Genomic DNA, 26315 nt, shown 5'->3' with positions numbered 1-26315 from the left:
TTGCGATTGACCTGAGTGATCTGAAATAATAAAGGGAGTTGAAATTAATCTCCTCCCCTTATAATCATCCCTATTGTTATAACAAATATAACATGTTTATTTCAATTGCAAAAAAAATAATTATTTATTTTCGCGCGGCCCGGCCCTACAGGAGTGCGTTAATCTTTTGAAGGATAACCTCCCTGCTCAGATTTTGCTCCGCATAGTCGCGTGCATTCCTTCTGATCTTACTGAAATCTGAGCTACAGCATCTTAGTATTGCTTTAGCCAGTGCTTCATCGTCTTGTGGCGGAACCACCAGGCCCATCTTATTTTCTTTAATCACCTTATACAGCGAAGTACCGGGATGTGTGGTTACGATGGCAAGTCCGCCTACCGACAAAATGGTATTGAGCTTAGATGGCATCACCATATCAGCCTGATCTTCCTTGTGCAATACGAGATGGACCGTTCCGATATTCAAAAAGTTGTTGAACACCCGGTTCGACTGTACGGGCAGAAAGGACACGTTGCCCAGGTTCAGTTCGGCGGCCATCCTGACCAGCCGCTCCTTGAACGGGCCCGTGCCGCAGATGATGAACTTGATATGTGGCTGGTCGCACAGCCGCTGGGCCACCCTTAACAGGCCGTCGAGCCCTTGCTTTTCACCGATACTTCCCGAATACACGACGAGTTCATCGGCAGAAGAGAACCCCCATCTGCGCTTCAGGTTGTCGGCATTTACGACCGGATAGTAACTTATCGTATCTACCCAGTTTGGAAACAGGGACACGGTTTTGCTTGTTTTCTGTTCCACCTTCTTCCTCATTCCTTCGGCCACCGTGCTGATATGGTCCATAGCGTTGAGCATATGCCGCTCAACCTTTAGCAGCCAGGACAGCAACCGACTGGAGCGTATCATTCCCAGGCGCTGGGCCGACTCAATCTGAAGGTCCTGAATGTGGTAGGTTACCGGCGTACCTCTCAGCATCCGGTAAAACAGGCCCAGGTAGCCAAGATGAAAAGGCGGCGCTATCACAAAAGTCATATCGTAGCGCCTCTTGAACAGCAGGCGGCAAATCATCAGAAATGCAGAGAGAAAGAAGGTCAGCTCGTGGAGCCCACGCTTAAAGGCAGTTGGCCTGGAGGGGATGTACATGGGGCAGCGATACAGGGTGATGCCTTTGGAGGGCCTTTCCTTCCGGTAGCTGAGCCCTGAAGTGGGCTGCTGCAGTTTCCATTGGGGATAGTATGGATAGGCGGTAACCATCGTGACTTCATAACCCTTTTCGGCCAGCCAGGAGAGCATCTCCCCGGTGTATTTCCCTATTCCTGTAGGCTCTGGTAAACTGTTGATCCCGATGACCAGAATTCTCTTTACATTACTCATCCCTGAGGTTATTTGGTTAGCGTTTTCCCCATCTTGTTCATAAAAATGCCCCGACCATGCCAGGCAGAAGGCAGCATATCGCCGGTGCAAGCGCTGAGAACGTCGTTTTACCCGTTTAGTTATCCTATAGTGTGCAATTGCAGTACCAATTGCTAAGTAGCTGTCTTTACGGTAAATAAATTTCAAAATCCAAAACAAAATCTGCGGCTTTAAGGTTTATACGGTAATCAAAACCTTAAAACTATGGGACTATTAAAAACAGCGTTAATTGGCGCCGCGGTATATGGCGCTATTAAATATGTAACCAAGAAAGATGAGAATGGCAGATCCATCGCAGACAATATCAAAGAAAAGGCGCCTGAATGGATGGAGAAAGCCCGGAATATGAATGCGCAAATGAAAATGGGCGTATGACAAACACATCTCAAGTGATTATCCACGCGGCAAGACAGGGCAACCTGGACTTGCTTAGCGAGTTGATACGCATGGCAACAAACGTGAATGCGCGTGATGAACGGGGACTTACCCCGCTGATCAATGCCTGTTATCATAACAAGTATGCGGCAGCAAAACTGCTTATTGATTCCGGAGCAGACGTTAATGTGGTTGACGGCGCCGGACAAACAATTTTGATGGGTGTCGCTTTAAGAGGGCATGCAGATATAGCGCAACTGCTTATTGACAGTGGTGCGCAGCTGGAACATGCCTGATCGGGACATTTAAGATCTAAGCATATGTAATCGCCCCCAGTGGGGCGATTTTTTTTTACTCTTTTTTTGTATATTTATCACGCAGCCTGTCCCAAACAGGTTGCTATAACCAAATTTAGCCTCCTAACTACCTGATGAACCATACCCGATATTGTTCTTCTCATGCTATTTCTGCGTCCGCTAAGCACGCATTATCCTGCGCTATTCAATTAACCAATATATCAAACCAAAAACTATGCTTAGAAAAAATCATCTATTTTTCCTATTGCTCATGCTTGCCGGAGCGGCAGGCTGTTCAAAAAAACAGGAGGAGCTTCCGGTTGTTGACTTAAATCTCGACAGAGCGAAGCTGGCCCTGCTTCCCAATCAAAGCGCAGAAGTAAAAATTGAGTCGGGAAATGGCGAATACACCGCCGTATCATCAAGCCCTGAAGTCGCTAAGGCGACCGTATCGGGAAACACCATTACCGTTACTGCGACAACTACGGCCGACCGCGCCAATGCTGTTATTGTGGTAACAGACAAAATGTTTAAGCGCAAGAGTATCGACGTGGAAGTAGCGAAGTTGTTTGAGCTGACGCTCGACAAATCGGAGGCCGCGCTTGAAGTGGGCGTGGCAGGTAAGGACCAGATTACGCTGAGCGTGAACAGCGGGAATTATGGCTACGAGACCACATTTATTGAAAACGCGGAGCAACTTATCCAGATAGATAAGTCGAAGCTTGAATCACATGGTAAGCTTGTGGTGAAGGCCCTGGCCGCCGGAACGGCAAAACTTAAGCTGAGCGATGCCAAAGGTAAGGAAAAGACGCTGACCTTCACGATCACTGCGCCAAACCAGGTAACCGTCGACAAAGCCAGTGTAACCTTCGAGCAGATTCAGGCAAAAACGGAGGTCAACATCACCAACGGAAACGGGGGCTATAAAATTTCTGTGGCCAACCCGGCCATCGCCCGCGTGGCCCTGAATGGCACTAAGCTCTCCATTATGGCTAAAAGCGCCGGTACCACTGCCCTGAACATTGAAGATAAGAAGGGACAGAAGACCGTAGTGAACGTAACCGTGTCGGCATCCGAAAATGCAATGAACCTTGGTACAGACTACTTTGCTTATGCCAACTTCTCCGATATCGCGGTGGTGGACCAATCGGTGAAATCCCTCAAAAAAGCTACGTTCGAGATGACCTGTAAAATCGATAGCTACCGGGGACTGCAAACTTTCATTGGGCTGGAAGGCAACCTGATCATCCGCGGTAAGCACGACAGTCACCTGCCCACTCATCCTATACAGATTGCGGGGCTGGGCGACAAGATCATGCTGGAAAGTAAAAGGAGTTTCAATCTGGATGAGTGGATGCACATTGCTTTGGTGGTGGATTGCGACCAGGCTGATGTAAAGAACAAATACAAGCTTTACATCAATGGCGAGCAGGACGAACTGGTGGTGGTAAAAGATGCGGAGACGCACACAAAACTGGATCTTACGAACAGCGGAGACGGCAACAGGTTCCAGATAGGCCGGGCCTTTGGTCAGGATTTCAGAGCGATGCGCGGCACGGTAGCTGAAGCGCGGGTGTGGACGGTGGCACGCAGCGGTGCCGAGATAAGGGCCAACATGTGCGACGTAGGTGTTACGACACCAGCCGGCTTGCTTGCTCGGTGGAAGTTTTCGTCGGGACTGGAAACAGGATTCATCCTCGACAGCAACAGCGGCAAGTATGAAACCAACCTGATTATAGCCAATGCCAAAGCAAACGGCAGCTACACGCAGGTTAAGGCACCTGCCAGCGTATTTGTAAGTAAAGGATGTCCAAACCAATAAACTCGAAACATGAAACATATATATATACTATGGGTCGCCCTTGTACTCTCGGCCACCATCCTATCCTGTAAAAAAGGCGGGGTTGCCCCGCTTCCTGAAGATAACATCGGGACTACGATCAGCCCTGTAGCGCAATTGAAAGCGCAGGCGACCACCGAAGAAAATGAGCTGGCCTTGAGCTGGACAAATCCGGAAGACGAACACCTGATGAAAGTAGAGATCAGTTATAGTCCGACCGCTACACCGACGGCAGCTTCGCCTAACCCGGTACTGGTCGACGCCGCATCGGGCGCACAGGCTACACTCAAAATAAAGCTTCCTGTGCATGCAAAATACACGATCAGGGCGGTTACCATCAACCGCGCCGGTGTAAGATCGGTACCCGCCACTGTTGAGGCAACACCGTTTAAGCCAGGCACTGTTGTAGAGCCGGAGCCTGAAGACCTGGCCAACCGCTTTTTAAAGCGCACGGATACATTAATGACTTCGCTGGTGGCTCATTTCCTGGAGGGCAAGTACATGGATATGTGGACGAATGATTATCCCTATCAAGTCGGTGACTTCTGGCAGAACGCGGCGATGGCTTGGGGGCATGGCGCTGCTTTTTCTGGCTATGCAGCATTTAAGGAAGCCGCTGAAGGAAAGACTGATTATAAAACCAAGATTCAGAATTTGTATGATAACCGCTTGCTGACCAGCATTGATAAGCTGCGCAACAGAAAGAATGGCAAGGCCGAGGCTTATGCGGTATGGCCTGGCGATACTGATGAGCGCTTTTACGATGACAACATCTGGATCGGTATCGACATGGCGGATCTGTATATGCTGACTAAAAACCAGAAATACCTGGACCGTGCAGAGATGGTGTGGACTTTCGTGCTTGAGGGTACCGACAATGCCATGGGCGGCGGGGTGTACTGGAAAGAGTATGGCGACAGCAAGAATACCTGCTCCACAGCACCAGCGGCTGTATTGGCGGCGAAATTGTATGAAGCAACCAAGAAACCGGCATACCTGAACAGCGCAAAATCCTTGTATTCCTGGGTGAAGCAGCATCTGCAGGATCCTTCAGACTACCTCTACTGGGATAACGTGAAGCTATCGGACAAAAACAACCCGAATTCAGCGCTATTGGTAGACAAAAGCAAGTTCAGTTACAATTCTGGTCAGCCCATGCAGGCAGCTGCATTACTGTACAACATTACGAACGAACAGCAATACCTCACGGATGCACAGAATATTGCAAAATCGGCCTATAAGCGTTGGTTCATTCCGTTCAACTCTTATACGATCGGTCAGTCGTTCCGCATTCTTGCGCCCGACCACGTGTGGTTTCAGGCCATCATGTTCAGGGGCTTTGTTGAACTGTATAAGATTGATAAGAACCGGGCATACGTATCTGCCTATGAGAAAACGATGGAAAATGCATGGCGATCAAACGCCCGCAATCGTGGCACGAATATGATCAATGATGACTTCAGAGGCGGTACTACGCAAACGAGCTGGGAGATATTGTTTCAGGGTGCATGCCTGGAGATGCTCGCCAGACTAGCGGCCTTGGAACAGCAGGGTTTGTGATAAGCTTTAGGCCTTCAAATCAAAACATAGAAGAATGGTCATAAAAAAAGGTGCTTCCCGTGGGAAGCACCTTTTCTTTAATTATTTGAAAAAACTCTTATCTGTTTTTACAAGCCTCAATCAAGAGCTTTCTATTGTAGTCAGCAGCGTTGCCTCCTAAGAAGCCTTCCTCATCAACTACAGCAGAATTATCTAACTCAGTAATCATACGCTTTATAACCGTCTTAGTCTGACTACCCCAAGTCGCACGGAAGTCATATTCAGTACCAACTTTCAATAAAGTGGTTTGCAAAGCACCTTTCTCAGCAGTCCCTAAAATCTCGAAATTACCTTTATTGTGTTCACGATAGAACAAAGTAAAGTTCGGCACTACGATTGGTCCTACTCCAGGACAATTTACCCCAATTAAAAGCGAAACATTCTGAATTGGCGTGCCGTTAGGCTCTCCTAAAACTATCGTGATATTTCCGCCTGAGCATGGCTCAGAAATTGCTCCCTCAGCTAGCAGTTGACCATTGGTATAAAGCACTTTATATCTTACACCAAAAGATGGCAAGCCGTCAAATGGTTCTATTTTACCATTGCTCACAATCACTTGTTCCGAGGCTAATAATTTGGTGCCGGCATCATTCCAGATCTCAACAGTCATTGGTGCTGTACCTGTATTCATCCACGGCGCAGAAAAGGTGATCTGAGGAACAGCACAAGTAGCAGGCTTAGGTACTACATCCCCTACAATAAAGATGGTTAAGTGAGTAGTCTGGAAGCTAACTGCCAACTTTCCTGTGCCGTCTGTTATAACCTCACCCATGCCCTCATACTTGAACTGGCCGTCTGAAGGGCTGTAGCTGTATATTGACAATTCGTCGCCCACTTTAATCGGCTGCGAGGTAGATCGAGGTGTAAACGAAGGGTCAACCTGGATAGAGATTGCGATGGGATTAGAAAACTGCTTCACTTCAACACCGCCTACAAACATTTGAATGTCTGCAAAACCGGCAGGTAGGAAGAATGCCTCGCCCGTGCCACCAGTTGGCAACTGAACATTTGGTGCAATTAATTGGCCGCCGGGGAACAAGGCAAGTGCTGCAGGCTCTTCCGGATCAAAATTGACCGCCCGAGCAGTAAGGGTAGAACCGGTAACCGCATTACCGTTTGCGTCCTTAAATGTTACGCCTGCAGGGATAGTTATCGTTGTCGTCTCCTCAACTGTGGCAGAAGTGGGGGTAGTCACTATAACAGGATCTGTAGTAGCACCGGTAGGCGATAGCTTCGCATCCACACTCCTCACTGTCGAAGCTGGGCTTGGAGTAAGAGTTTTAAGCAGAGTGACATTTACAATTTGCTGAAATTGATTGAAAAGGATTGTCATTGGAATACGCTTGTCTTCATAACCCGGTGCAGTAATCAATACATCAAAAGCAAGATCTTTAGTTGCGGTCGGCTCAGATTTTGGGGCAACACCGATAGTTACAATACCTGCGGGTGCATATATCTTTTTCGTACCGGAAAAATCGTAAATACCTGCGGCGTCAGGCCCTTCAACAGTGATATTAACATTGTCGGGCAGGGATCCACCTGTAGAGGTTTTTAAGATCAGCGTAGCTTTATATTTGATCACATCCGCATCAAATATAATGTTCATCTCACTAGCGGGGTTTTTGCAACTGTTAAAGAGGCAAACCGCAGCGAGAAGAAAGGTTAAAATTTTTGTAAGGTTTTTCATATTGTAAATGTATTAAAGGGCAAAATTAAAATTGATCTGCAGCACCGGCATAAATCTGTAGTGCGACATGTTCTCACGGAACTGCGCTTCGTTTTCGCTGTTATAAGCAAGCATTTTGCTTCCTGTAAGCGTTACGTCAGGCTTACCCAAGTAATATGTACCGATAGCAAAACCAACGTTAAACTTGTTTCTTGGGAAAACATGGTCAAAACCAAATCCTAAGTAAGGGGCAACATTGTTCCATTCTACAGTTCCTGTCAGCTGACCAAGATCATCGCTCGGGATCAGGATGTCGCCATACTTGTACGTACCTTTATAGCTAACTACCGCATCACCTTCAGCTTTCCAGAAATACCCGGCACCTGCAGTAACCACGATCTTGCGTGAAAGGCTTGTTTCAGCAAGGAAAGGATGCCAGTCAAACATGACATGCGCATTGCCAAAATCAACGTCAAAATCAACACTCGTGGGTTGTGTACCTACACTGTAAACAAAATCTCCCTTGACAGGCAAAATACTCGCGCCGCCACGTACTGCAAAAGCTGGCGTAGGAGCGTATTTCAATTCCAGACCAACACCCTGAGTGGCAATGTGTGCGCTGATGTAATATTTACTCCGTGCAGCGCTATCAACCGGCGTACGCATATCCTGTTCGCTGCTTTCCTGTGCCTGCACACCGAAACCTGTCAGTAATAGCAAGCCTAAACATAAATTCGTAAGTTTTACTTTCATAAGCTAATTTTATGGGGGTATCTTGTTAATTTTTAATGGTTACTTATTGTATAATTCACACTTTATCACAAATCACGGGCTAATATAGTCATTATCACCGCATTATATCGTTAGTTATGTTAATTTTTTTTTAATTTTTCATATAAAAACATTACATTTTTGACATACACCCACTAATATGCATTCTTATGACCAGCAAAGACCTGCCAAAGCGTCAAAAAAGCAATTTTCAGGTCTAAAAACATAGACCAATTCTCTAAATACCATATATCAGCAGAAACACGGCCTTCCATAGATCCCTCTTCTGAGGTTTCGCCCCGGAATCCCGTAACTTGCGCCCAGCCTGTAATACCCGGCATAATGAAATGCCTTACCATGAAACGATCTATCATCTCTGAGTAGGCATCTGTATGCTGAAGCATATGCGGCCTAGGACCAACTACAGACATATGGCCGACAAACACATTAAAAAACTGTGGCAGTTCGTCTAAACTCGTCCTGCGCAGGAAGGATCCCAAACGTGTAATCCTGTGGTCGCCTTTTATCGCCTGGCGGCTGTCACTGTCATCATTGACGCGCATGCTCCGGAACTTCAAACAATAAAATGGCAAATTGCCTTTCCCTGAACGCAACTGCTTAAAGAAAATCGGCCCCCGAGAGTCGAGCCTGATTAGCAAAGCCAGCAAAGGAATTGCCCAGCTAAGTATTGACAGGATAACAATAGACGAAAACACAATATCAAATGCACGTTTCGCAATCTTGTTTTGCACCAATTCCAACGGCTCCTGCCGCGGACTGATGACCGGGAAATGTCCCAGCATACGAACGTTCACATTTTTATGAAAATGATCCTTGACGTCAGGCACCAGCCTGAACCGGATCATCTCCCTGTCGGCAGCCAACATGAGTTCCTTTATTTTTTTTTGTGCCCGATCAGGCAGGGCGCAATAAATTTCCTTAATGCCGTTTTCTTTTGCATAAGAAATGCAGTCACAAACCCGGCCCAAAATCCGGACGTTGGCCGCCTGTAAATTGGGCTTGTCATCGAAAAAACCGACAACCTTTAAACCAAGATTCTTGCGAATTTCCATCACCTTTTCCAGCTCAACCCCCACCGGGCCGGCGCCAACAATAACCACTTTGGCATATTCAACCAACGTCTCCCTGTGCGTCCTTCTGAAAAGAAGAAAAGCAATTTTTCCAACGATCACAGAAGGTGCAAAAATCAAGGCAGCATAAACAATCTCCCGACGTTCCAGATCAAACTCACTAACATAAAACGAAAGGCAACTCACAGCAAGGCCGAACAGGAACAAGGATAAGATCGCTTGTTTAAGAGTTGGAATAGCTTCCTTGGCTACAGCATGTCGATAAAGCCCCATAACCCTGGTCAGATACAACCACAAAAGGTTTATTACAACCACATTTATGGTATTTAGCTGTTTGTCATTTTCGGGATGCAATAGAGCGTATACCAAGTATGCAGAAGCGTTAAGAAGCAACAAGTCCAGCACTACGCCGATAAGCTTGTAGATAAAAGTATACTTGTCAGCTATGGAAGAGCTGAAACTCAAATGATCTAACCTACTCGCCTGAGGCAGGGAACTTGCAGAAGACCATAAAAAAGAGACAGAGCTCACAATAAAAAACTACTTTATTCGTTATCAAATATTTAAGGGCGCAAACTTAACCAAATTAAATCAATAAAAAAATTATGGAATTTAACTAATATGCGTTGTCCTCTCCTTTCAACATGTTAATCACGGTCATAAACACAATCTTGACATCCAGCATACCGGTCCAGTTTTCCAGATACCAGATGTCAAATTCTACGCGCTTGCGCATTGCCTCATCCTCTTTGGTTTCGCCACGGTACCCATTCACCTGAGCCCAACCCGTAATACCCGGCTTAGTAAAATGTCGAACCATAAACTGTCCGATGATAGCTTTATATGCTTCTGTATGGCTCAACATATGCGGGCGCGGTCCAACCACGCTCATACTTCCGTAAAAAACATTGAAAAACTGAGGAAGTTCATCAAGACTGGTTTTTCTCAGGAAACGTCCTATCGGCGTTATCCTGTCATCATCTTTAGTGGCCTGCTTCCGGTCACTTTCTTTATTTACCTTCATGCTCCGGAACTTGTAGCACCAGAACGGTTCATCATTCCTGCCGCTACGAAGTTGCTTAAAAAGTACCGGGCCAGGACTTTGCAGCTTTATCAAAATGGCAATGATCGGATATAACCAGCTTAAAATGAAAATAATGACCAATCCGCTAAAAACCACATCGAAAGCACGCTTTTTGAAACGATTACCCATTATTTCAAGCGGCTCATTACGTAAAGTGATTACAGGAAATTCACCACCCATATAACTAATCGTGTATGGTGCCGCCAGCGAGCCTGCGATGTCTGGAATAAACTTTAGCCGAAGGCACTGCTTATCGGCTTCCCGTACCAAAGTGTGGATATGCGACATTCGATCTGGTGGAACCGCTACATAAAGATCCTGAACGCCGTTTGAGGCGGCCAGCTCCATCTCTGTAACCGCCTCGTCAGAAAGCAACCCTGTTTTATAATTGAAGCCACTGTCGGTATTTCCTACAAAGCCATAAAAATCAAAATTTTTCCGCTCTTTCAGGTATTCCGCCAAACGCAGTCCCGTTGGATTTAAACCCATCACAGCAACCTTCTTCGTTACATTATACTTGTTGATCAGCAAGAACTGTAGTGCGGTACCCACAAAGCGGTTCAATATAAAAGCAAGCCCCAGGAGGACATAGAATATAACAATGAAGGTCCTCGAAAAATCGGTGTCCTTTTGAAACATCAGGTACAGCGAAAACAAGATAAAATGCATTAGGACGCTGCGTGAAGTACCCCGATAAATCCGTTCGAGCTTGCGGGCACCATATTCTGTATACAGGCCAAAAAGCATAGCGTTAAACAGCCAGATCAGATTGCAAACAACTACATAGTGCTTCAAAAGCTCAATCCAAACATCCTTGCCCAGTAAGTTTGTCACATAGTAGGCGACAAAATATACGAGGTTAAGCATCAATAAATCTGTTACTGCAAGGATGTAGCGTAGAAGATAGAGGTACCGTGTTTGCATTTAGCGATTAAAAAATTAAATAAAATAGCCCATCTCATTTATTTTTTACTGGTTCACAACAAAATTACAAATTAATACTGTTTGTTTTAGAATTATTTTCTGTTAACGACGTTATGAAATGATATATTTACTATAAAAAAAACGTTAAATTTTAAATTGCTAATACGTTTTATTAATTATTAGCGTAAATTTATACCGAGATTGCGATGCAGTCTTAAATTTTCCTCCCTGTTCGAATATTTTACCAGCATTCCGTAAATAAAACCCTAATTGGACATGGAAAAGCATCCAGAACTTACATGGCTGAGCGAAGCCCGGGCCTATCAGAAATGCCCAAGATGCAAAATAGGAAACCTTGATACCCGAATCCACAGAGGGTTTTTGGTTAAATATTTCCTGGGCCAGAGCTTCAAAAGATACAAATGCAATAACTGCGGCGCAAAAATATACTTAAAAAGCTAAAGGCCCGCTCGTAAAGCGGGCCCAAACTTTACTAAGCCCATAGGTTCGCTGGATAGACCCCCTCGTCTACCAGTTTTTGCAACTCCTCGCGAACAACTGCGGCATCTTCTCTGAACGTCACTCCAAACCATTTGGCTGGCGTGGGAATCATTTTCAGCTCAGCTTTTCCTGCCTTGATACACAGATCCGCAACTTCTGGAATTAAAAATTCCGCTTTCATATCAGTTTCAAGATGCTTATCCAAGAACTTGCTATACTCGCCTTCACTCCATTTCACAAATTCCGGCATAAAACAAAAGAAATTCATACTCACCTTCGTGTCCAGAGGCAATTCTTTTTCTGAGTCACCTTCTGTTGTAATAGCCTTTCCGTCTACCTTGTAAATCTCCTTACGCTCAATAATTCCGCTCACATTACCATCATCATCCACACTGATCTCGCCGCGGGTCACGGATCCGTTGTCACTTAAAGTATTTTTTAACAGATAGCCCATACTGGCATATTTGCCATCCGCAGCCTCGGTGGTTAGGAAGTCATATGCCAGTTTAAATGACTCATAACCGTAGAAGTCATCGGCATTGATTACCGCAAAGGGACCATCTATCACATCTCTGGTACATAAAAGTGCATGTTGCGTACCGAAAGGCTTAACTCTCCCTGCGGGTATTGACCGGCCACCGCTAAATTTTTCGGGCGATTGATACACATACTCCAGTTCAATTTTACCGGACAGCTTCGGCTCTATTGCTGCCCTAAAAGCTTCAGCGAATTCCTCGCGGATAATAAAGATGACCTTACCAAAGCCGGCTTTGATCGCATCATAAATAGAGTACTCCATGATCGTTTCCCCAGAAGGACCAAACGATTCCGTTTGTTTGTTACCACCATAACGGCTAGCCATACCGGCAGCCAGAATTACAAGAGCAGGTTTCAATTGAGACATAAGTTGTAAATTATTTTTCAAAAATTATTTGCATTTATCAAACCAAATAGCAAAATTCAAAATCGGATACCTAAAAAACAATAACACCGAAACAATGTTATTGTTATAATCAACTTAACCAAATATTATGAACGTCGAAATAATCATCTGCACGTTAGCGTTTCTCTATGTCCTGGTGTGGCTTTGGCTGTGGTTTCAAATGAAAAAAGCAGTTACGACCGAGGATTAAAAAAATGGCTTCAGAGATAACTCTCCAAAGCCAAATATATCATTATTAAATACACTGTCCTATTAGTTACAATTTGGTAACTTAAATTGTGCTAAAACGTTAACAGTGTTTGTGGACTGAACGTAAGTCGCTGTACCGCTTACAGTACCCGGAAAAGTAAAGTTTTCCTTTTTGAAGAGGATCTCTGCAGTTTTCCAGTTGTTACCATATTGTGCTTCAACCACGTATTCAGTGTTATTTTTTAACTTTAAGTTCAGCTTTCCAAGCTTCACGTAAACGGTGGTGCCTTGTGCCCGTGTTTTGCCCTTTTCGTATACAACAGCCCAGGAATCAATGTTCTCATTCAAAGGCTTATTCGGGCAAACACCCTGAAGCGTCATCGCAACATTCACCAGATCCACGGCTGCTTTAGGGGGGAAGTTTACAGTGATGCTGCCACTGCAGCCATCAAAGTAATCTGTCTCCGTGATCAGAATAGGGCCGGAGTACACCCTTATTTTAAGATTGCCAGAAGGAACGCGTTCTGAGATGGTCTTGTTGTCCGATACAACCATCGTAGTTGAGTACCTGTATCCATTAGACGCTTCCACTTCTACACGGTAAGCGGAAACCTCATAATTCGGCGCACTGAAAGTGATACTCAATCTATTCTGACAGAAAGAATTAATCCAGTCGAAGTTCCAATACGAAAGGTGGCTGGCCTGAAAACTTGCGCTAAGCTTGCCTTGTGCGTCTTCCACGATAGTGGCATTCGATTCAAATTTCCACTGACCGGTTTTATCATCAAGGCTCCATACAGGTACAATATCACCTTCTTTTACTGTGGCGCCGGTCTGACTGTTCACAACAGCCGGGTTAACGTCCATGGTAATCTCAAGCGGCTTGGAGAAACTCTTAATCTCCGTGCCGCCCGCATACATGTCCATCGCAATGAAGCCTGCCGTTACGAAAGCCACACCTCCGGGAATAGGCTGCCCGTTTTCCCCGATAATATTAGCCACATTAAAACCACCAGGGAAAGCCGCAAGGGATTCTGCCGATTCTGTACCGAACTGTACCACCCGGCTTTCAAGCTGAGCTGCATTAATTTTGTTGCCTTGAGCATCCCGGAATTCAGTTCCGGCAGGAACCACAATGGAAGCCTGTTCAGTCATGGCCCCGTTGGACGATGTTTCAATACTAATCGGAGCAGTATTAACACCCCCCTGCAAGGGAAACTCCTCAACTACCACAGCCGTTCCAGGAACCGGGTTGGCGTATTCAATCACCGGAACAACCACCGATTGTGGTTCATCTGCAGTAATACGGAAAGTATGCGTTGCCGGCGTAAATCCAGGAACTTCCGCCGCTACGGTAAAGACGATAGGATCCGACTCGGAAGGCATTACCCCTTTCTTTAAGGCGAGGAAAATTCGACCTTCCGAAGCATTAAAAGTCGTTTTATTATCGGCAGTTACCACCTTATCAGCGTCCGGCCCACCAATAGTTACCGGAAAATTGTTAGGCTGGGTTGCCGCACCATCTACAGCGTTCACAAACTGAACAGCCGTCGGTGCCTTAAGTACATTGGTATTTATGTTAATGGTTACACCCTCACCAGGGTTTTTACAAGCATACAGCACTACGCCAGCCGACAGCAATGCGAACAGTATCAGAAGAATATCTTTAGTTTTCATAGCAGGTTATTTTGAGAGTTTAAAGGTCAGATTAAGTTGCAGTACCGGAAGCCACCTGTAGTCCTTCATGTTGCGTTCCAATATAGGGCCGTTGTGACCGTTATCTGCAAGGTACTCCGTGCCCACCATGGTCACGCTTGGAGAAGACAGATAATAAGTTCCCAAGTCAACGTTCACGTTGAACCGACCTTGAGGAATACCTCTGCCCACGCCTAGTCCGAAGTAAGGCGCAAATTCTTTATAAGTCGCCGTAGTCGTTAACTTACCTATTTCCTCAGGTTCAAGCGTAATACCATCCTGGGTAACAGACTCATTAGGTATCGTTTCCATCGTCGCCTTCGCTTTAAAGAAGTAGCCTGCGCCCGCATTAATCCGCAGCCAGCTAAGCGGACTAAATTCTGCCCACAAATGCATATTCGAAGCCTCGGCTTTCAAGGTGTTATCAGAAGATAAATTGTCAAAGCTAATACCCTTTTCAATTTTTACCGATCCGAAAGAAGCCCCGAGGCGGGCAGAAAGGTTCGGCAAGAAAGCGTAACGGGCTGCTACGCCGAATCCCTGTGTACCAACGTGGGCCTGTACGGCAGCGTTTTCCAATGAGAACTTAAGGCCAGAAGCAGATTTCGCAGAATCGGCAGGCGCGTCCTGAGCCCAAACTGCAACAACACTCAAGCACAAGACAAGGAACGAGAGGAAGCGTTTTTTCATAATTTCATAATATTTGCGGCAAAAATCTCTAAAATGCATCAAAATCCAAAGAAAAGACTTCATTTGAGCGCAAAATCCCTGTAAACGGGTATTATGCTGGAAACGAAATAGTTTTAGCAGGACATTTTTGCTGCAACGATCACAATATCCTCTACATGTATTCATTAAAGTGCTGGAAAATTACCTAAATTTGCTTACAAGTAACTAACCTCTTAAATATTGAAAGCAAATTATACCCAAACCGAACAGCACCTTATCCGAAACAGTATAGCAGAGATAGCAGCCATCGCACACAAGCTGCCCGGCGTTGTCGTCATTCACGATCTGGCCGACTGGAGCGTAGCATGGGTATCAGAGCGTGGGCTGAAGGAACTTGGCGCGTCACTCGAGGAAATAACGGCACTCAGTTCAGAACAATATCATGCCCGATATTTCAATCCGGAGGACTCGAGCGACTATGTTCCTAAAATATCCGCGCTTATGGAAAGCAATATAACCGACCAAACCTGCGCCTATTTTCAACAGGTTCGCCTTGCTGGCGAACCGGATTTTACATGGCACATGGCCAGCACCATGGTATTGCTCCGTAACGATCAGGGCAAGCCCCTTCTAACCATTACCATGGCCTTCCCTATGGATTCCATGCATCACATGGCCACAAAAGCCGAGCGACTGATGGAAGAGAACAACTTCCTGCGCAGCAACTACCAGACCTTTGCCGCGCTTAGCGAACGCGAAAAGGAAATCCTGCAATACATGTCGCGGGGCTACTCCGCCATTCAAACCGCCGATTCCCTTTTCATTTCCAAACAAACCGTGGAGACACACCGGAAAAACATCCGCAAAAAACTAAACGCACAAACCAGTTACGAGCTTACCATGTATGCCCGCGCTTTTGATCTGATATAAATGAAAAAAACCCAATGTTGCGATCTGCAGCGCTGCTTTATGTGCCAATGTACGATGAAGGAATGGCAACCCGCTATCGCGGCACACAAGAAAAACTTCGTGGTCAAAAAGAACGAAGTTATCTTCCGAGAAGGCGATCCGGTGACCGGCATTTACTTTGTTTATACGGGCAATGTAAAAGTGCATAAGCATTGGGGCGACAAAGAACTTATCATCCGTTTTGCCAACAACGGGAAAATCCTGGGTCACCGCGGTCTGGGCACTGCCGATGCCACTTACCCTATATCGGCCACCGCACTCGAAGAAACCAAACTCTGCTTTATCCCGGCCGAGTTCTTCATCAGTACGTTAAAAGTCAATCACGATTTCGCGTTCAAGCTGATGATGTTCTATGCCGCCGAATTAGAAGAATCGGAAAAGAAAATGCGGAACCTGGCACTTATGCCCGTAAAAGGCAGGCTTGCCGTCGCTTTGCTCCAGCTTAAAGAGCAGTTCGGGCTCGATGAAAACCAGTGCATTGCGGTGGATATGAGCAGACAGGACCTTGCAGCCTTTGCAGGGGCAACTTATGAGACCGTATTCCGCACCATGAACGAAATGATCCAGGAAAACCTTATCAGCCTTTCAGGCAAACGCATTGCGATCTCTTCCGAAGCAACGCTGACTGCGCTAATCACTTCTTAAAACTTATATCCCAAACCAATCCCCGCGTTCCATTTACCATTGGCAGTGGCGGTCTTTGGATTATATAAGAAGGGAACCTGCAGGGCAATATGCTTATATATCAGCGTAGCGCCGAAGCCAAGAGAAGGTATCACACTTGCATTTCGTGTTGCATTTGCCGGGGCATTGTCCTTTTTGATTTTTAGGCTGGGCAGCATTCCGGCTAAAAAGCTAAAAGGCCTATGCGTAACCTTAATGGCCGGACCAGTAAAATTAACCGTGGCACCACGGTCGATATAACCCACCGCCACTACACCCTCAAACAGGCTCGCCCGCACCGTTGTGCTTTGTGCTTTCAGGGAAAAACAAGACATGCAAACAACCAGGCCGCCAATTACAGCAGCTAAAAAAGTAACTCTCCACATAAATATTAAATAGAATTGGTAAGCACCTGTTCCTTGCTCTTTCCGTAAGTATAATAAATCGCAGCACCGGTGAACAGCAGTCCGCCTACGATATTTCCAGCCGTCACAATCAGTTGATTATACAACCACCAGTCGCCCACTGTTACCTTAGCGCCAAACATCATGCCCACGGGGATCACGAACATATTGACTACCGCATGCTCATACCCGAGTGCAAAAAAGATAAAGATCGGAATACCCGCAGCGAGGATTTTACCTACGGTCGATTTAGAAGTCATCGCCATCACCACACCCATACACACCATCCAGTTGCATAAAATAGCCTTCACAAAAGCCCCGAAGAGGCCCGCACCACCATGCGCCGCATAGCCAATGGTCTTTTTCTCAGCGGCCGTCACCAGCATCAGTTCAATATTGCCCAGCAGCGTCGCCGTACCCATTTCCGAAGAGGCACTCCAAAACAGAAAAGCAAAGAGCAAACTACCGATCAGGTTGCCAATAAACACCCAGAACAAATTCATGATCATCACAGTAGCCGATATCTTCTTCTCCAGCCAGGCCAGTGGCACCAGCGAAAAACTACCTGTTACCAGCTCAAGTCCGAGCAGCACAATAATCACAAAGCCCACCGGAAAAACCAGCGCCCCCGCCATACTCAATTTCGTTTGCGAGGCGGCCAGATAAGCCAGCGTTACCGAGATCCCCAGCAAGGCGCCCGACATCGCACCGCGGATCAGGAGATCCTTAACCGTTAATGCAGATTTAGCAAGTGCCGAACTCATCATCGTTCCGGCCACTTCTTTAGGAGATACATAATCCATCGTCTTAATTGCTAGCGGTTAAACCAATATATACCGTACCATCCTCCACCTTAACAGGATAAGTCTTCAAGCTTCCGCACGACTCCGCACTTAAGCATTCACCCGTACTCAGCGAAAAAGTCTTCTTATGAAAGGGACAGGCCACCTTAGGTTCGTCGGTAGCCGTACCAATCATCCCCCGGCTCAAGGCCATCTGCCGGCGGTGCGGACATTCATTCTGCGTGGCATACCACTCATTTCTGCGTTTAAAATAAAACAAGGCGATTTGCTCCTCCTCATGCTTCACACACACACCTCCATCTTCAGCGGCATCCTCAATACGGCAGGCTGCCAGCCAGTTTGTGTTTAGTTCCATATTCATTGGGTTTAAAAGTTTATTGCTTTATCCATTCCGCGGCCTTCTTCTGCCCGCGCATTTCCTCAAATCTTATCGACGGATCTTTAGCCACCGGGTCGTTCACAAAATAGCGGAAGCGCTTCCTGATCTCCGGATTCTCGATGGCCTCCTTCCATTCACAGGTATAATTTTTTATCAAAGCGTCCATTTCCCCTTCCCATTGTCCGGCCATACCCAGGCTATCGTTTACGATCACATTGCGCAGGTAATCGATACCACCCTCCATCTTGTTCAGCCAGGTCGCCGTGCGCGTCAGCGGATCAGCCGTGCGAATGTAAAACATCAGGAAACGGTCGATATACCGGATACAGGTATCACTGTCCAGATCGCTCGCCAGCAATAAGGCATGCTGAGGCTTGCTGCCACCATTGCCGCACACATACAAGTTCCAGCCCTTTTCGGTAGCTATAATTCCAAAATCCTTGCTTTGCGCCTCCGCGCACTCGCGGATGCAGCCGCTTACGGCCGACTTAAACTTGTGCGGCGCACGGATACCCCGGTAACGCTCCTCTATCCGGATCGCAAAGCTTACACTATCGTGCAAGCCAAAGCGGCACCAGGTGCTTCCCACACAGCTTTTCACCGTGCGCAGGCCCTTACCATAAGCATGTCCGCTTTCAAACCCTGCAGCAATCAATTCCGACCAGATCAGCGGCAGATCGTTCAGATAAGCACCAAACATATCAATACGCTGCCCGCCCGTAATCTTTGTATACAAATTGTATTTCTTGGCCACACCGGCAATCACCATCAGTTTATCCGGCGTAATCTCACCCCCCGGAATCCGTGGCACCACCGAATAAGAACCACCCTTCTGAATGTTTGCCAGAAAACGGTCGTTACTGTCCTGCGCCACGTCGTTACCCTTCTTCAGGATCATCTCGTTCCACAAACTCGCCAGCAGCGATACCACCAGCGGCTTGCACACCTCGCAGCCATCGCCCTTACCCAGCGCGTCGAGCACCTCATTAAAACTCTTTAGCTCATGAATATGGATCAGGTCGAACAACTCCTGTCTGCTATAGGCAAAGTGCTCACAAATCACATTTCTGATGTACTTACCGTTCAACTTAAGCGTATGCAGCATCAAATCTTTCATCATAGGCACACAACCACCACAGCCAGTACCCGCCTTCGTGCACGATTTTAAAGCATCCACCGTTTCACAACCACCCTCGGAAACAGCTCCGCATATCTGCCCCTTGGTTACCCCCTCACAACTGCAGATTACGGCACTGTCGGGCAAACCGGCCAGACCAGCCCCGGCAGCTTCCTGTCCGCCACGGGCGCCCAGCACCAGATCCTCCGGATCAGGCGGCAAAACAATCCTGTTATTGACCGTCTGCAGCAGCATATTATACGCTGCCGCATCACCGATCAAAATACCGCCAAGGAGGTATTGCCCGTCATTACTGATATTAATCCTTTTATAAACACCCTTGTGCCTATTCTCAAAAACAATCGTCCGGCAATGCGGTTCCGATACCAGGTTATCACCAAAACTTGCCACATCCACACCAATAAGCTTCAGCTTAGTACTCATGTCAAACCCGCTAAAGCGCTTCTGCGCGCCGCATAAATTGGCAGCCACCACCTCAGCCATCTCATAACCCGGCGCTACCAGACCGTAAATCATCTGCGCATGCAAAGCACACTCACCAATCGCAAAAATCGACGGATCGCTGGTTTGAAGCCTGTCATCTACCACAATACCACCGCGACTGCTCACCTCAAGTCCACACAGCCTGGCCAGTTCATCCCGCGGCCTTATGCCTGCCGAGATCACCAGCATATCCGTCTCCAGCACGCTATCGTCAGTAAAACTCAAAGCAGAGATGTGGTCGCCACCTTCAATAAGCGAAGTATTCTTATTCAAATAAATATCCAGCCCAAGGCTTTCCAGTTTAGCCTGTAGGATCGCACTGCCCCGCTGATCGATCTGCCTCGGCATCAGCCTGGACGCAAATTCCACAATACCCGTTTGCGGAACACCCAGATCCATCAATGCTTTCGCAGCCTCCAAACCCAGCAAACCACCTCCCAGCACCATCGCACTTTTAGCGCCAACGGCATAATCCCTGATCATGTCCAGATCCTCTATGGTGCGATAGACAAATACCCCTTGCTTCTCCACCCCCGGTATATCCGGCACAAAAGCCGCAGAACCCGTCGCCATAACCAGGTAATCATATTCTACCCTAAGGCCCCGATGCGAATGCACCGTTTTCTCCCGGGTATTGATTTCCTTGACCGGATCACCCAGGTGCAAAGTAATTTCGCGCTCCCTATACCAGTCATATGAAGCAAGTGCGAGGTCATCCGCACCCTTTCCACTAAAGTATTCACTCAAATGCACCCTATCATAGGCGATTTTAGGCTCTTCTCCGAACACAGTTATGGAAAATTCGTCAGATCGGTCAGTAATTTTCTCACAAAACTTATGTCCGACCATCCCATTTCCAATTATTACGAGTTTTTTCGAGCACATAACGGATATTTTTTAATGTTTTCTAAATAAACATGATTTACATCATTCAAATCTAGCATATTACATAACAAAAATCCAAATTTTTATGATTTTAATTATTTAATTGTTTAAAAACACAAGAATTTTATTGCAATTTTGAACAGAACATCAGTTATTTCTAAGAATATCATGAAAAAAATAGAGGATTTTGGATTATTTATAGTAGGAGGAGGTCCTGGAGACCCGGATTTATTGACAATTAAAGCATTTAAGGTGCTCCAGCGCGCAGAAGTCATACTTTACGACAACCTAATCAATAAAAAACTACTGGAAATCGCAAATCCGCTATGCAAAATTGTATATGTAGGCAAAAAACCTTACGAAAAATGCACATCTCAGGAAGAAATCCACGAGTTAATTAAACATTATATCCAAAACCACAGTGTAGTCGTGCGATTAAAGGGCGGCGATCCGTTTATTTTCGGTCGCGGGTTCGAAGAATTGCTTTTCGCAGAAGCGAACGGCATCCCGGCGCACTATATACCGGGCATTAGTACCATGCAGGCCACAGGCTTCAGCGGCATTCCGCTAACGCATCGCGGTGTAAGCGAGAGTATCTGGGCCATTACCGGAACCAAGAAAGACGGAAGCTTGTCGAAAGACCTCACCTGCGCCATTCACAGTCGCGCCACGGTCGTTATCTATATGGGCATGAAAAAACTGGCGGAGATTGCGCAAACATATATCACCGCCGGTGCGGGCAACACACCAGCGGCGATCATACAACATGCCACCCTGCCACAGCAGAAAAAAGTGACCTGCGAAGTAAAAGACATTGAGTCGGCAGCCCAAAGCGCGGGCTTGCACTATCCTGCAATCATCGTTATCGGAAACGTCTGCGCCATCTGACGAATCAAAAACCGAATATTTCCTTCAGTTTAGCATCAAGGTCGTCGGGCTTGCTGCCGTAGCGACCTATCTCCTTTCCGTTCTTGTCGAGCAGTATCTTGATCGGAAACGACCCTATGCCGAAAGCCTTAACCCGTCAAACGTGCCTTCGTTCTCATTGTTCAACAAATGAATCCACCCGATCTTGTCTTCAGCAATAGCCTTACGCCACTTTTGCTGAATCACCTCAGGTGCCGCAGGAGCTTCCTTCGCCACACCTACAATCTCAAAACCCTTATCCTTGTATTTAGCGTACATATTTTATTTACACACCTTCAAGATGACGGTATTGGCAACTTTTTGATTGAACTTTCACCACATAGCCTGACTTTTTGATTAGTTTTTCGTCATAAAGTAATACTTTGCGATTGATTTTTTGTCACGAAGTAATACTTTTTGATTAATTTTACATCATGAAGTATAGGCATATATACGAAGATTTGCTGGCTCATAGTCAAAAAAAACAAATCACGGTCATTACCGGAATGCGACGGGTAGGGAAAAGCACCGCGGTAAAATATATACTCCAAAACATCGGACACAACAATTACATTTACCTCGACTGTGAACGGGTGGAGGTGAGGCTACTGTTCAACGGACAGAACTACGAGGGCATTAAAGCCGAGCTCGAAATTATGGGTGTTGACTTTTCAAGCCCGGCCCTAATCGCTTTAGACGAAATCCAGCTTGTAGAAAACCTCCCAAGTGTCATTAAATATCTATACGACACCTACAATATTAAATTCATCGTCACAGGCTCCAGTTCCTATTACATGAAGAACCACTTTTCAGAGAGCCTTGCAGGGAGAAAACGCATCTTTGAAATGTATCCACTGTCCTTCCAGGAATACCTGGTCTTTAAAGACATACCCGTAGGAAACTATGAAAAACACAAATGGCAGCCCCTGAATATTAGCTGGTACAACAGATACAATGAACTCTATGCCGAATACATAAAATTCGGAGGATTTCCAGAGGTTGTCCTTGAAACAGATAAAGACGACAAAACTGAACTTCTTAAAGACATCGTAAACTCGTACATCGAACTCGATGTAAAACTTCTCTCCGACTATTCAGTGAGCGAAGACTTATATAAACTTGTCAAAATCCTGGCTGCCCGGGCAGGGAATAAGGTAGACTATACAAAGATCGCCAGCGTAACAGGCATCAACAGACAAAAGATAGCCACCTATATTCAACTTTTGGAATATACCTACTTCGTTTATCAGGTATCACCATTTACCAAAAACATCGACAAAGAAATATCCCAGCAAACCAAGCTATACTTTGCCGACACCGGGATATTAAACATATTGGGTACCGATCAGCTTTCAAGTGGACAACTATTTGAAAATACCATTGCCGCTCAATTGAAAACGCAAGGCTCATTACAATACTATCAAAAGAAAACCGGTCAGGAAATCGACTTCATTTTCGATGGCAAAATCGCCCTGGAAGTAAAAGAAACCCCCATTCAGAAGGACAAACAAACACTAGAACAAAGAGCCGATGCCATCGAACTCAAACAAAATCTTCTGATAGGCCGATATCCGTCAGAAAGCGGCTTTTCCGACTTCGTCTGGGGCGGAAACCTTTAAATATCTGCTGTGCTCGAAATGACGTCCGGGAAAACTAAGAAAGATATTCCCAATAATTATCACTGTTGATGACCCCTACTGCTTTCGGGTTGTAGCTTTCTAAAAACGATGGCGTAAACTTCACCCGTACCTTCGGATTCCATTTTAACTCAAAAGCCTCGAAAGAATTGTCCTGCTCCTCAATATAGTCTATCTCAGCTTTGCCTACCGTTCTCCAGAAATAAGTGTTGCCGTAAAAGCCCGAGTAAGCCAGATTCTTTTTACGCTCACTTATAACAAAGTTCTCCCAAAGTGCGCCAATATCATTCCGTTGTACCAAAGGAGCAAAATTGTTAATCACACTGTTCCGGATTCCGTTATCATAAAAATAGATCTTTCTAGACGTACTTATCTCATTGCGCAGATTTCGGGCCAGCGGGTTTAATCGAAATACAACAAAACATTTTTCCAGCAAATCTATATAATTACCTACTGTAGCCTTGTCAAGCCCCACCGTAACCGCCAGCTCATTATACGACACCTCATTTCCCACCTGCCAGGCCAGTGCCTGCAACAACTTCATCAGCGCATCTGGCCTACGTATGCCGCCCGACTCCAGGATATCCTTATATAGATAGCTTCCGGCTAAGTTATTCAACGTCTCAATGCCAGACGCCGGATTATTAATTACATCAGGGTACATACCCGTAATTAGAAATTCCTCCAATCGCGGTTGCACCTTTCCAAAAGAAAATTGCTCCTTCAGTTCCCTCCAGGCCAAAGGATACAGCCTATACTCCCATTTTCGTCCAGTAAGCGGCTCATTGATCTTACTCGCAATTTCCAATGCAGATGACCCCGAGATAAACAATTGAATATCCTTCCCGGAATCTATGATCATCTTTGCACTTAATCCGATATTCTCAAGTCGCTGCGCTTCATCAAATACGACCACTTTATTATTGCCAATATAGTTATTAATAAAAGCTTGGCTAGGATTGCTCCAAAGTGTCCTTACCGCAGGATCATCACCGTTGATATATAAAAAGTCTTTATCCAAAGCCGAAGCGATGGTTGTAATTAAAGTTGTCTTTCCCACCTGCCTAGGTCCCAGAATGACAATGGCTTTCTTGAAATCGATTTTACTCTCTAAAGTAGCTTTTAGCACCCGATTAATCATACTCAGACTGTATATTCCCCAAATATAGGCTTTTTTAGGGAATATAATCCCTAAATATAGGCTTTTTCAGGGAATAGCCTCAAGATAACGCCTCAATGCACTTTATCAGGCTGTCGCGCCAGTACGGCACTTCCAGGCCAAAGGCCGATTTGATTTTGGATTTATCCATGACAGAGAACTTCGGGCGTTTAGCCGCTGTTGGATAGTCGGAAGAAGGAATGGGGTTTACCCTCACCTGCGTAGCGCTCAGTTCAAAGATCGCCTTAGCGAAATCGTACCAGGAAACCGCCCCTTCGTTGCTGTAGTGGTACAGGCCGTAACCACCAACAGATTCCTCGCTTCGCACAGGAGGTTCCTCGCTTGCCTCGGAATGACGAGCGCTCGCGCCCGACGCGGCAATAATATCCAAGATAGCACCAGCCAGGTCAACGGCATAAGTAGGAGAACCGATCTGGTCGGCAATGATGTTTAACTCGTCGCGGTCGGCCCCAAGCTTAAGCATCGTTTTCACGAAGTTATTGCCAAACTCAGAATACAGCCAGCTCGTGCGGAGGATAAAATGTTCAGGTAACACCTCAGCGATGGCCAGTTCGCCCTCGAGCTTCGTTAAGCCGTACACACTGATCGGCTCGGCCATATCCTCCTCACGGAGCAGCTCCACCACATCACCCTCAAACACGAAATCCGTGGAAATATGCACCATCGCGGCACCATGTTCCGCACACAAACGCGCGATATTCAAAGCACCATCACGATTTACTGCGCGACAAACCTCCACATCCGACTCCGCCTTATCGACCGCCGTATACGCCGCACAATTTATGACAAAAGAAGGCTTCACCCCGGCAAACAAAGCCGAAAGCCCGTCCACATCAAGAATATTGGCGGCGGACTCCTCCGGGAAAACCAGGAAATCCAAGCTACGCCTTTCAGCAACCACCCTCAGGCACTGCCCCAGCTGACCAGAAGCACCAAGCACCAAAACCCTCATTGTTTTATCAATTTAAGCAAATACTGACCATAACCACTCTTCACCAAAGGCTCCGCCACTGCGCGCAACTGCTCCGCATTAATAAAGCCCATCCGGTAAGCCACCTCCTCAATAGCCCCGATCTTCAAGCCCTGGCGCTCCTCAATCACCTGCACAAACTGGCCCGCCTGCATCAGCGAATTAAATGTACCCGTATCCAGCCATGCCGTACCCCGGCTCAGCACACCCACCTTCAGCTTACCCTGCTCCAGGTACACCTTATTCACATCCGTAATCTCATACTCACCGCGGGGCGAAGGCTTAATATTCTTTGCAATCTCCACCACCGAATTATCATAAAAATACAAGCCCGGAACCGCATAATCCGACTTAGGCTGCAGCGGCTTCTCCTCAATAGAGATCGCCACATTGTTTGCGTCGAACTCCACCACACCATAACGCTCCGGATCAGATACCTGGTAAGCAAACACCACACCCCCATCCGGATCACTGCTCGACTGCAGCAACTTGCTCATACCTTCACCATAGAAAATATTATCACCCAGCACCAGCGCCACCTTATCGTTACCAATAAAATCAGCCCCGATCACAAAAGCCTGAGCCAGCCCGTTCGGCAACTCCTGCACCGCATACGAAAACTTACAGCCCAGTGTAGAACCATCGCCAAGCAGCTTCTTAAAATTAGGCAAATCATGCGGCGTAGAAATAATCAGAATCTCATTAATCCCCGCCAGCATCAACGTCGACAACGGATAATAAATCATCGGCTTATCATAAACCGGCATCATCTGCTTGCTCATCGCAAGCGTTAACGGATGTAAACGAGTGCCGCTACCACCGGCTAGTATTATACCTTTCATGTTCG

At 46.3% G+C, this 26315-nt stretch carries 24 protein-coding genes; 8 read left to right on the top strand and 16 right to left on the bottom strand.

Going from position 1 to position 26315, the window contains the following annotated elements:
- Positions 1–145: 145 nt before the first annotated feature.
- Positions 146–1369 carry a WcaI family glycosyltransferase gene (locus tag J3P40_RS04660; RefSeq protein WP_256003384.1) on the bottom strand — a complete coding sequence of 408 codons (1224 nt, stop codon included), beginning with the start codon at positions 1367–1369 and terminating at the stop codon, positions 146–148.
- Between the two features lie 243 nt (positions 1370–1612).
- Here J3P40_RS04660 and J3P40_RS04655 point away from each other — a divergent pair, with 243 nt between their 5' ends.
- From J3P40_RS04655 to J3P40_RS04640, 4 genes are all read left to right on the top strand, one after another.
- Positions 1613–1783: a YtxH domain-containing protein gene (locus J3P40_RS04655; RefSeq protein ID WP_256003383.1), complete on the top strand. Its 171-nt coding sequence runs from the start codon at positions 1613–1615 to the stop codon at positions 1781–1783.
- A complete protein-coding gene (locus tag J3P40_RS04650) occupies positions 1780–2079 on the top strand; it encodes an ankyrin repeat domain-containing protein (RefSeq protein WP_256003381.1) in 300 nt (99 codons plus the stop codon). Before J3P40_RS04655 ends, J3P40_RS04650 begins: the two co-directional genes overlap by 4 nt.
- Positions 2080–2314: 235 nt before the next feature.
- Positions 2315–3901 (top strand): LamG-like jellyroll fold domain-containing protein, encoded by a 1587-nt coding sequence (locus tag J3P40_RS04645; RefSeq protein ID WP_256003379.1) that lies wholly within the window; start codon positions 2315–2317, stop codon positions 3899–3901.
- A 9-nt stretch (positions 3902–3910) separates the two neighbouring features.
- The gene (locus tag J3P40_RS04640) at positions 3911–5479 is read left to right on the top strand and encodes a glycoside hydrolase family 76 protein (protein ID WP_256003377.1); all 1569 of its coding nucleotides are present in this window, start codon (positions 3911–3913) and stop codon (positions 5477–5479) included.
- A gap of 97 nt (positions 5480–5576) precedes the next feature.
- Here the strand turns inward: J3P40_RS04640 and J3P40_RS04635 are convergent, their stop codons facing one another.
- The 7 genes from J3P40_RS04635 to J3P40_RS04605 form a co-directional block, all read right to left on the bottom strand.
- Complete coding sequence (locus J3P40_RS04635; protein WP_256003375.1) at positions 5577–7205, bottom strand: hypothetical protein; 1629 nt, start codon at positions 7203–7205, stop codon at positions 5577–5579.
- A gap of 12 nt (positions 7206–7217) precedes the next feature.
- Positions 7218–7937 carry a hypothetical protein gene (locus J3P40_RS04630; protein ID WP_256003373.1) on the bottom strand — a complete coding sequence of 240 codons (720 nt, stop codon included), beginning with the start codon at positions 7935–7937 and terminating at the stop codon, positions 7218–7220.
- A 173-nt stretch (positions 7938–8110) separates the two neighbouring features.
- Positions 8111–9577 carry an undecaprenyl-phosphate glucose phosphotransferase gene (locus J3P40_RS04625; protein ID WP_256003371.1) on the bottom strand — a complete coding sequence of 489 codons (1467 nt, stop codon included), beginning with the start codon at positions 9575–9577 and terminating at the stop codon, positions 8111–8113.
- A gap of 85 nt (positions 9578–9662) precedes the next feature.
- Positions 9663–10997 (bottom strand): undecaprenyl-phosphate glucose phosphotransferase, encoded by a 1335-nt coding sequence (locus J3P40_RS04620; RefSeq protein ID WP_256003370.1) that lies wholly within the window; start codon positions 10995–10997, stop codon positions 9663–9665.
- Positions 10998–11547: 550 nt separating this feature from the next.
- A complete protein-coding gene (locus J3P40_RS04615; RefSeq protein ID WP_256003369.1) occupies positions 11548–12459 on the bottom strand; it encodes a nucleotidyltransferase family protein in 912 nt (303 codons plus the stop codon).
- Positions 12460–12750: 291 nt separating this feature from the next.
- Complete coding sequence (locus tag J3P40_RS04610) at positions 12751–14364, bottom strand: hypothetical protein (RefSeq protein WP_256003368.1); 1614 nt, start codon at positions 14362–14364, stop codon at positions 12751–12753.
- Positions 14365–14370: 6 nt separating this feature from the next.
- The gene (locus tag J3P40_RS04605) at positions 14371–15072 is read right to left on the bottom strand and encodes a hypothetical protein (RefSeq protein WP_256003367.1); all 702 of its coding nucleotides are present in this window, start codon (positions 15070–15072) and stop codon (positions 14371–14373) included.
- Positions 15073–15291: 219 nt separating this feature from the next.
- On the opposite strand from J3P40_RS04605, the gene J3P40_RS04600 reads away from it, so the two are divergent.
- Both J3P40_RS04600 and J3P40_RS04595 read left to right on the top strand, forming a co-directional pair.
- A complete protein-coding gene (locus J3P40_RS04600) occupies positions 15292–15981 on the top strand; it encodes a helix-turn-helix transcriptional regulator (RefSeq protein WP_256003366.1) in 690 nt (229 codons plus the stop codon).
- A gap of 54 nt (positions 15982–16035) precedes the next feature.
- Positions 16036–16665: a Crp/Fnr family transcriptional regulator gene (locus tag J3P40_RS04595; RefSeq protein ID WP_256003364.1), complete on the top strand. Its 630-nt coding sequence runs from the start codon at positions 16036–16038 to the stop codon at positions 16663–16665.
- On the opposite strand, the gene J3P40_RS04590 is transcribed toward J3P40_RS04595, so the two are convergent.
- From J3P40_RS04590 to nirB, 4 genes are read right to left on the bottom strand one after another with little or no spacing between them, the layout of a single operon-like run.
- Complete coding sequence (locus tag J3P40_RS04590) at positions 16662–17069, bottom strand: hypothetical protein (RefSeq protein ID WP_256003362.1); 408 nt, start codon at positions 17067–17069, stop codon at positions 16662–16664. The two genes, J3P40_RS04595 and J3P40_RS04590, sit on opposite strands and share 4 nt — an antisense overlap.
- A 5-nt stretch (positions 17070–17074) precedes the next feature.
- Complete coding sequence (locus J3P40_RS04585) at positions 17075–17890, bottom strand: formate/nitrite transporter family protein (RefSeq protein ID WP_256003360.1); 816 nt, start codon at positions 17888–17890, stop codon at positions 17075–17077.
- 4 nt (positions 17891–17894) lie between these two features.
- Positions 17895–18245 (bottom strand): nitrite reductase small subunit NirD, encoded by a 351-nt coding sequence (gene nirD / locus J3P40_RS04580; protein ID WP_256003358.1) that lies wholly within the window; start codon positions 18243–18245, stop codon positions 17895–17897.
- A gap of 19 nt (positions 18246–18264) precedes the next feature.
- Positions 18265–20775: a nitrite reductase large subunit NirB gene (nirB, locus tag J3P40_RS04575; protein ID WP_256003355.1), complete on the bottom strand. Its 2511-nt coding sequence runs from the start codon at positions 20773–20775 to the stop codon at positions 18265–18267.
- Between the two features lie 168 nt (positions 20776–20943).
- Between nirB and cobA the strand changes: the two genes are divergently transcribed.
- Complete coding sequence (gene cobA / locus J3P40_RS04570; protein ID WP_256003353.1) at positions 20944–21663, top strand: uroporphyrinogen-III C-methyltransferase; 720 nt, start codon at positions 20944–20946, stop codon at positions 21661–21663.
- 114 nt (positions 21664–21777) lie between these two features.
- On the opposite strand, the gene J3P40_RS04565 is transcribed toward cobA, so the two are convergent.
- Positions 21778–21960: a peroxiredoxin family protein gene (locus J3P40_RS04565; RefSeq protein WP_256003351.1), complete on the bottom strand. Its 183-nt coding sequence runs from the start codon at positions 21958–21960 to the stop codon at positions 21778–21780.
- A 155-nt stretch (positions 21961–22115) separates the two neighbouring features.
- Between J3P40_RS04565 and J3P40_RS04560 the strand changes: the two genes are divergently transcribed.
- Positions 22116–23300, top strand: a complete 1185-nt coding sequence (locus J3P40_RS04560; protein WP_256003348.1) for an ATP-binding protein — start codon at positions 22116–22118, stop codon at positions 23298–23300.
- 34 nt (positions 23301–23334) lie between these two features.
- Here the strand turns inward: J3P40_RS04560 and J3P40_RS04555 are convergent, their stop codons facing one another.
- The 3 genes from J3P40_RS04555 to rfbA all read right to left on the bottom strand — a co-directional run bounded on the left by J3P40_RS04555 (position 23335) and on the right by rfbA (position 26310).
- A complete protein-coding gene (locus J3P40_RS04555) occupies positions 23335–24459 on the bottom strand; it encodes an ATP-binding protein (protein WP_256003346.1) in 1125 nt (374 codons plus the stop codon).
- A 79-nt stretch (positions 24460–24538) separates the two neighbouring features.
- On the bottom strand, positions 24539–25450 hold the full coding sequence (rfbD, locus tag J3P40_RS04550) for a dTDP-4-dehydrorhamnose reductase (RefSeq protein WP_256003344.1): 912 nt from the start codon (positions 25448–25450) through the stop codon (positions 24539–24541).
- Positions 25447–26310 carry a glucose-1-phosphate thymidylyltransferase RfbA gene (gene rfbA / locus J3P40_RS04545; protein WP_256003342.1) on the bottom strand — a complete coding sequence of 288 codons (864 nt, stop codon included), beginning with the start codon at positions 26308–26310 and terminating at the stop codon, positions 25447–25449. Before rfbA ends, rfbD begins: the two co-directional genes overlap by 4 nt.
- Between the last annotated feature and the right edge of the window lie 5 nt (positions 26311–26315).

Source organism: Pedobacter deserti (genome assembly GCF_024436415.1).
Lineage (GTDB): Bacteria > Bacteroidota > Bacteroidia > Sphingobacteriales > Sphingobacteriaceae > Pedobacter > Pedobacter faecalis.
This window is presented reverse-complemented; position numbering and strand designations above follow the sequence as displayed.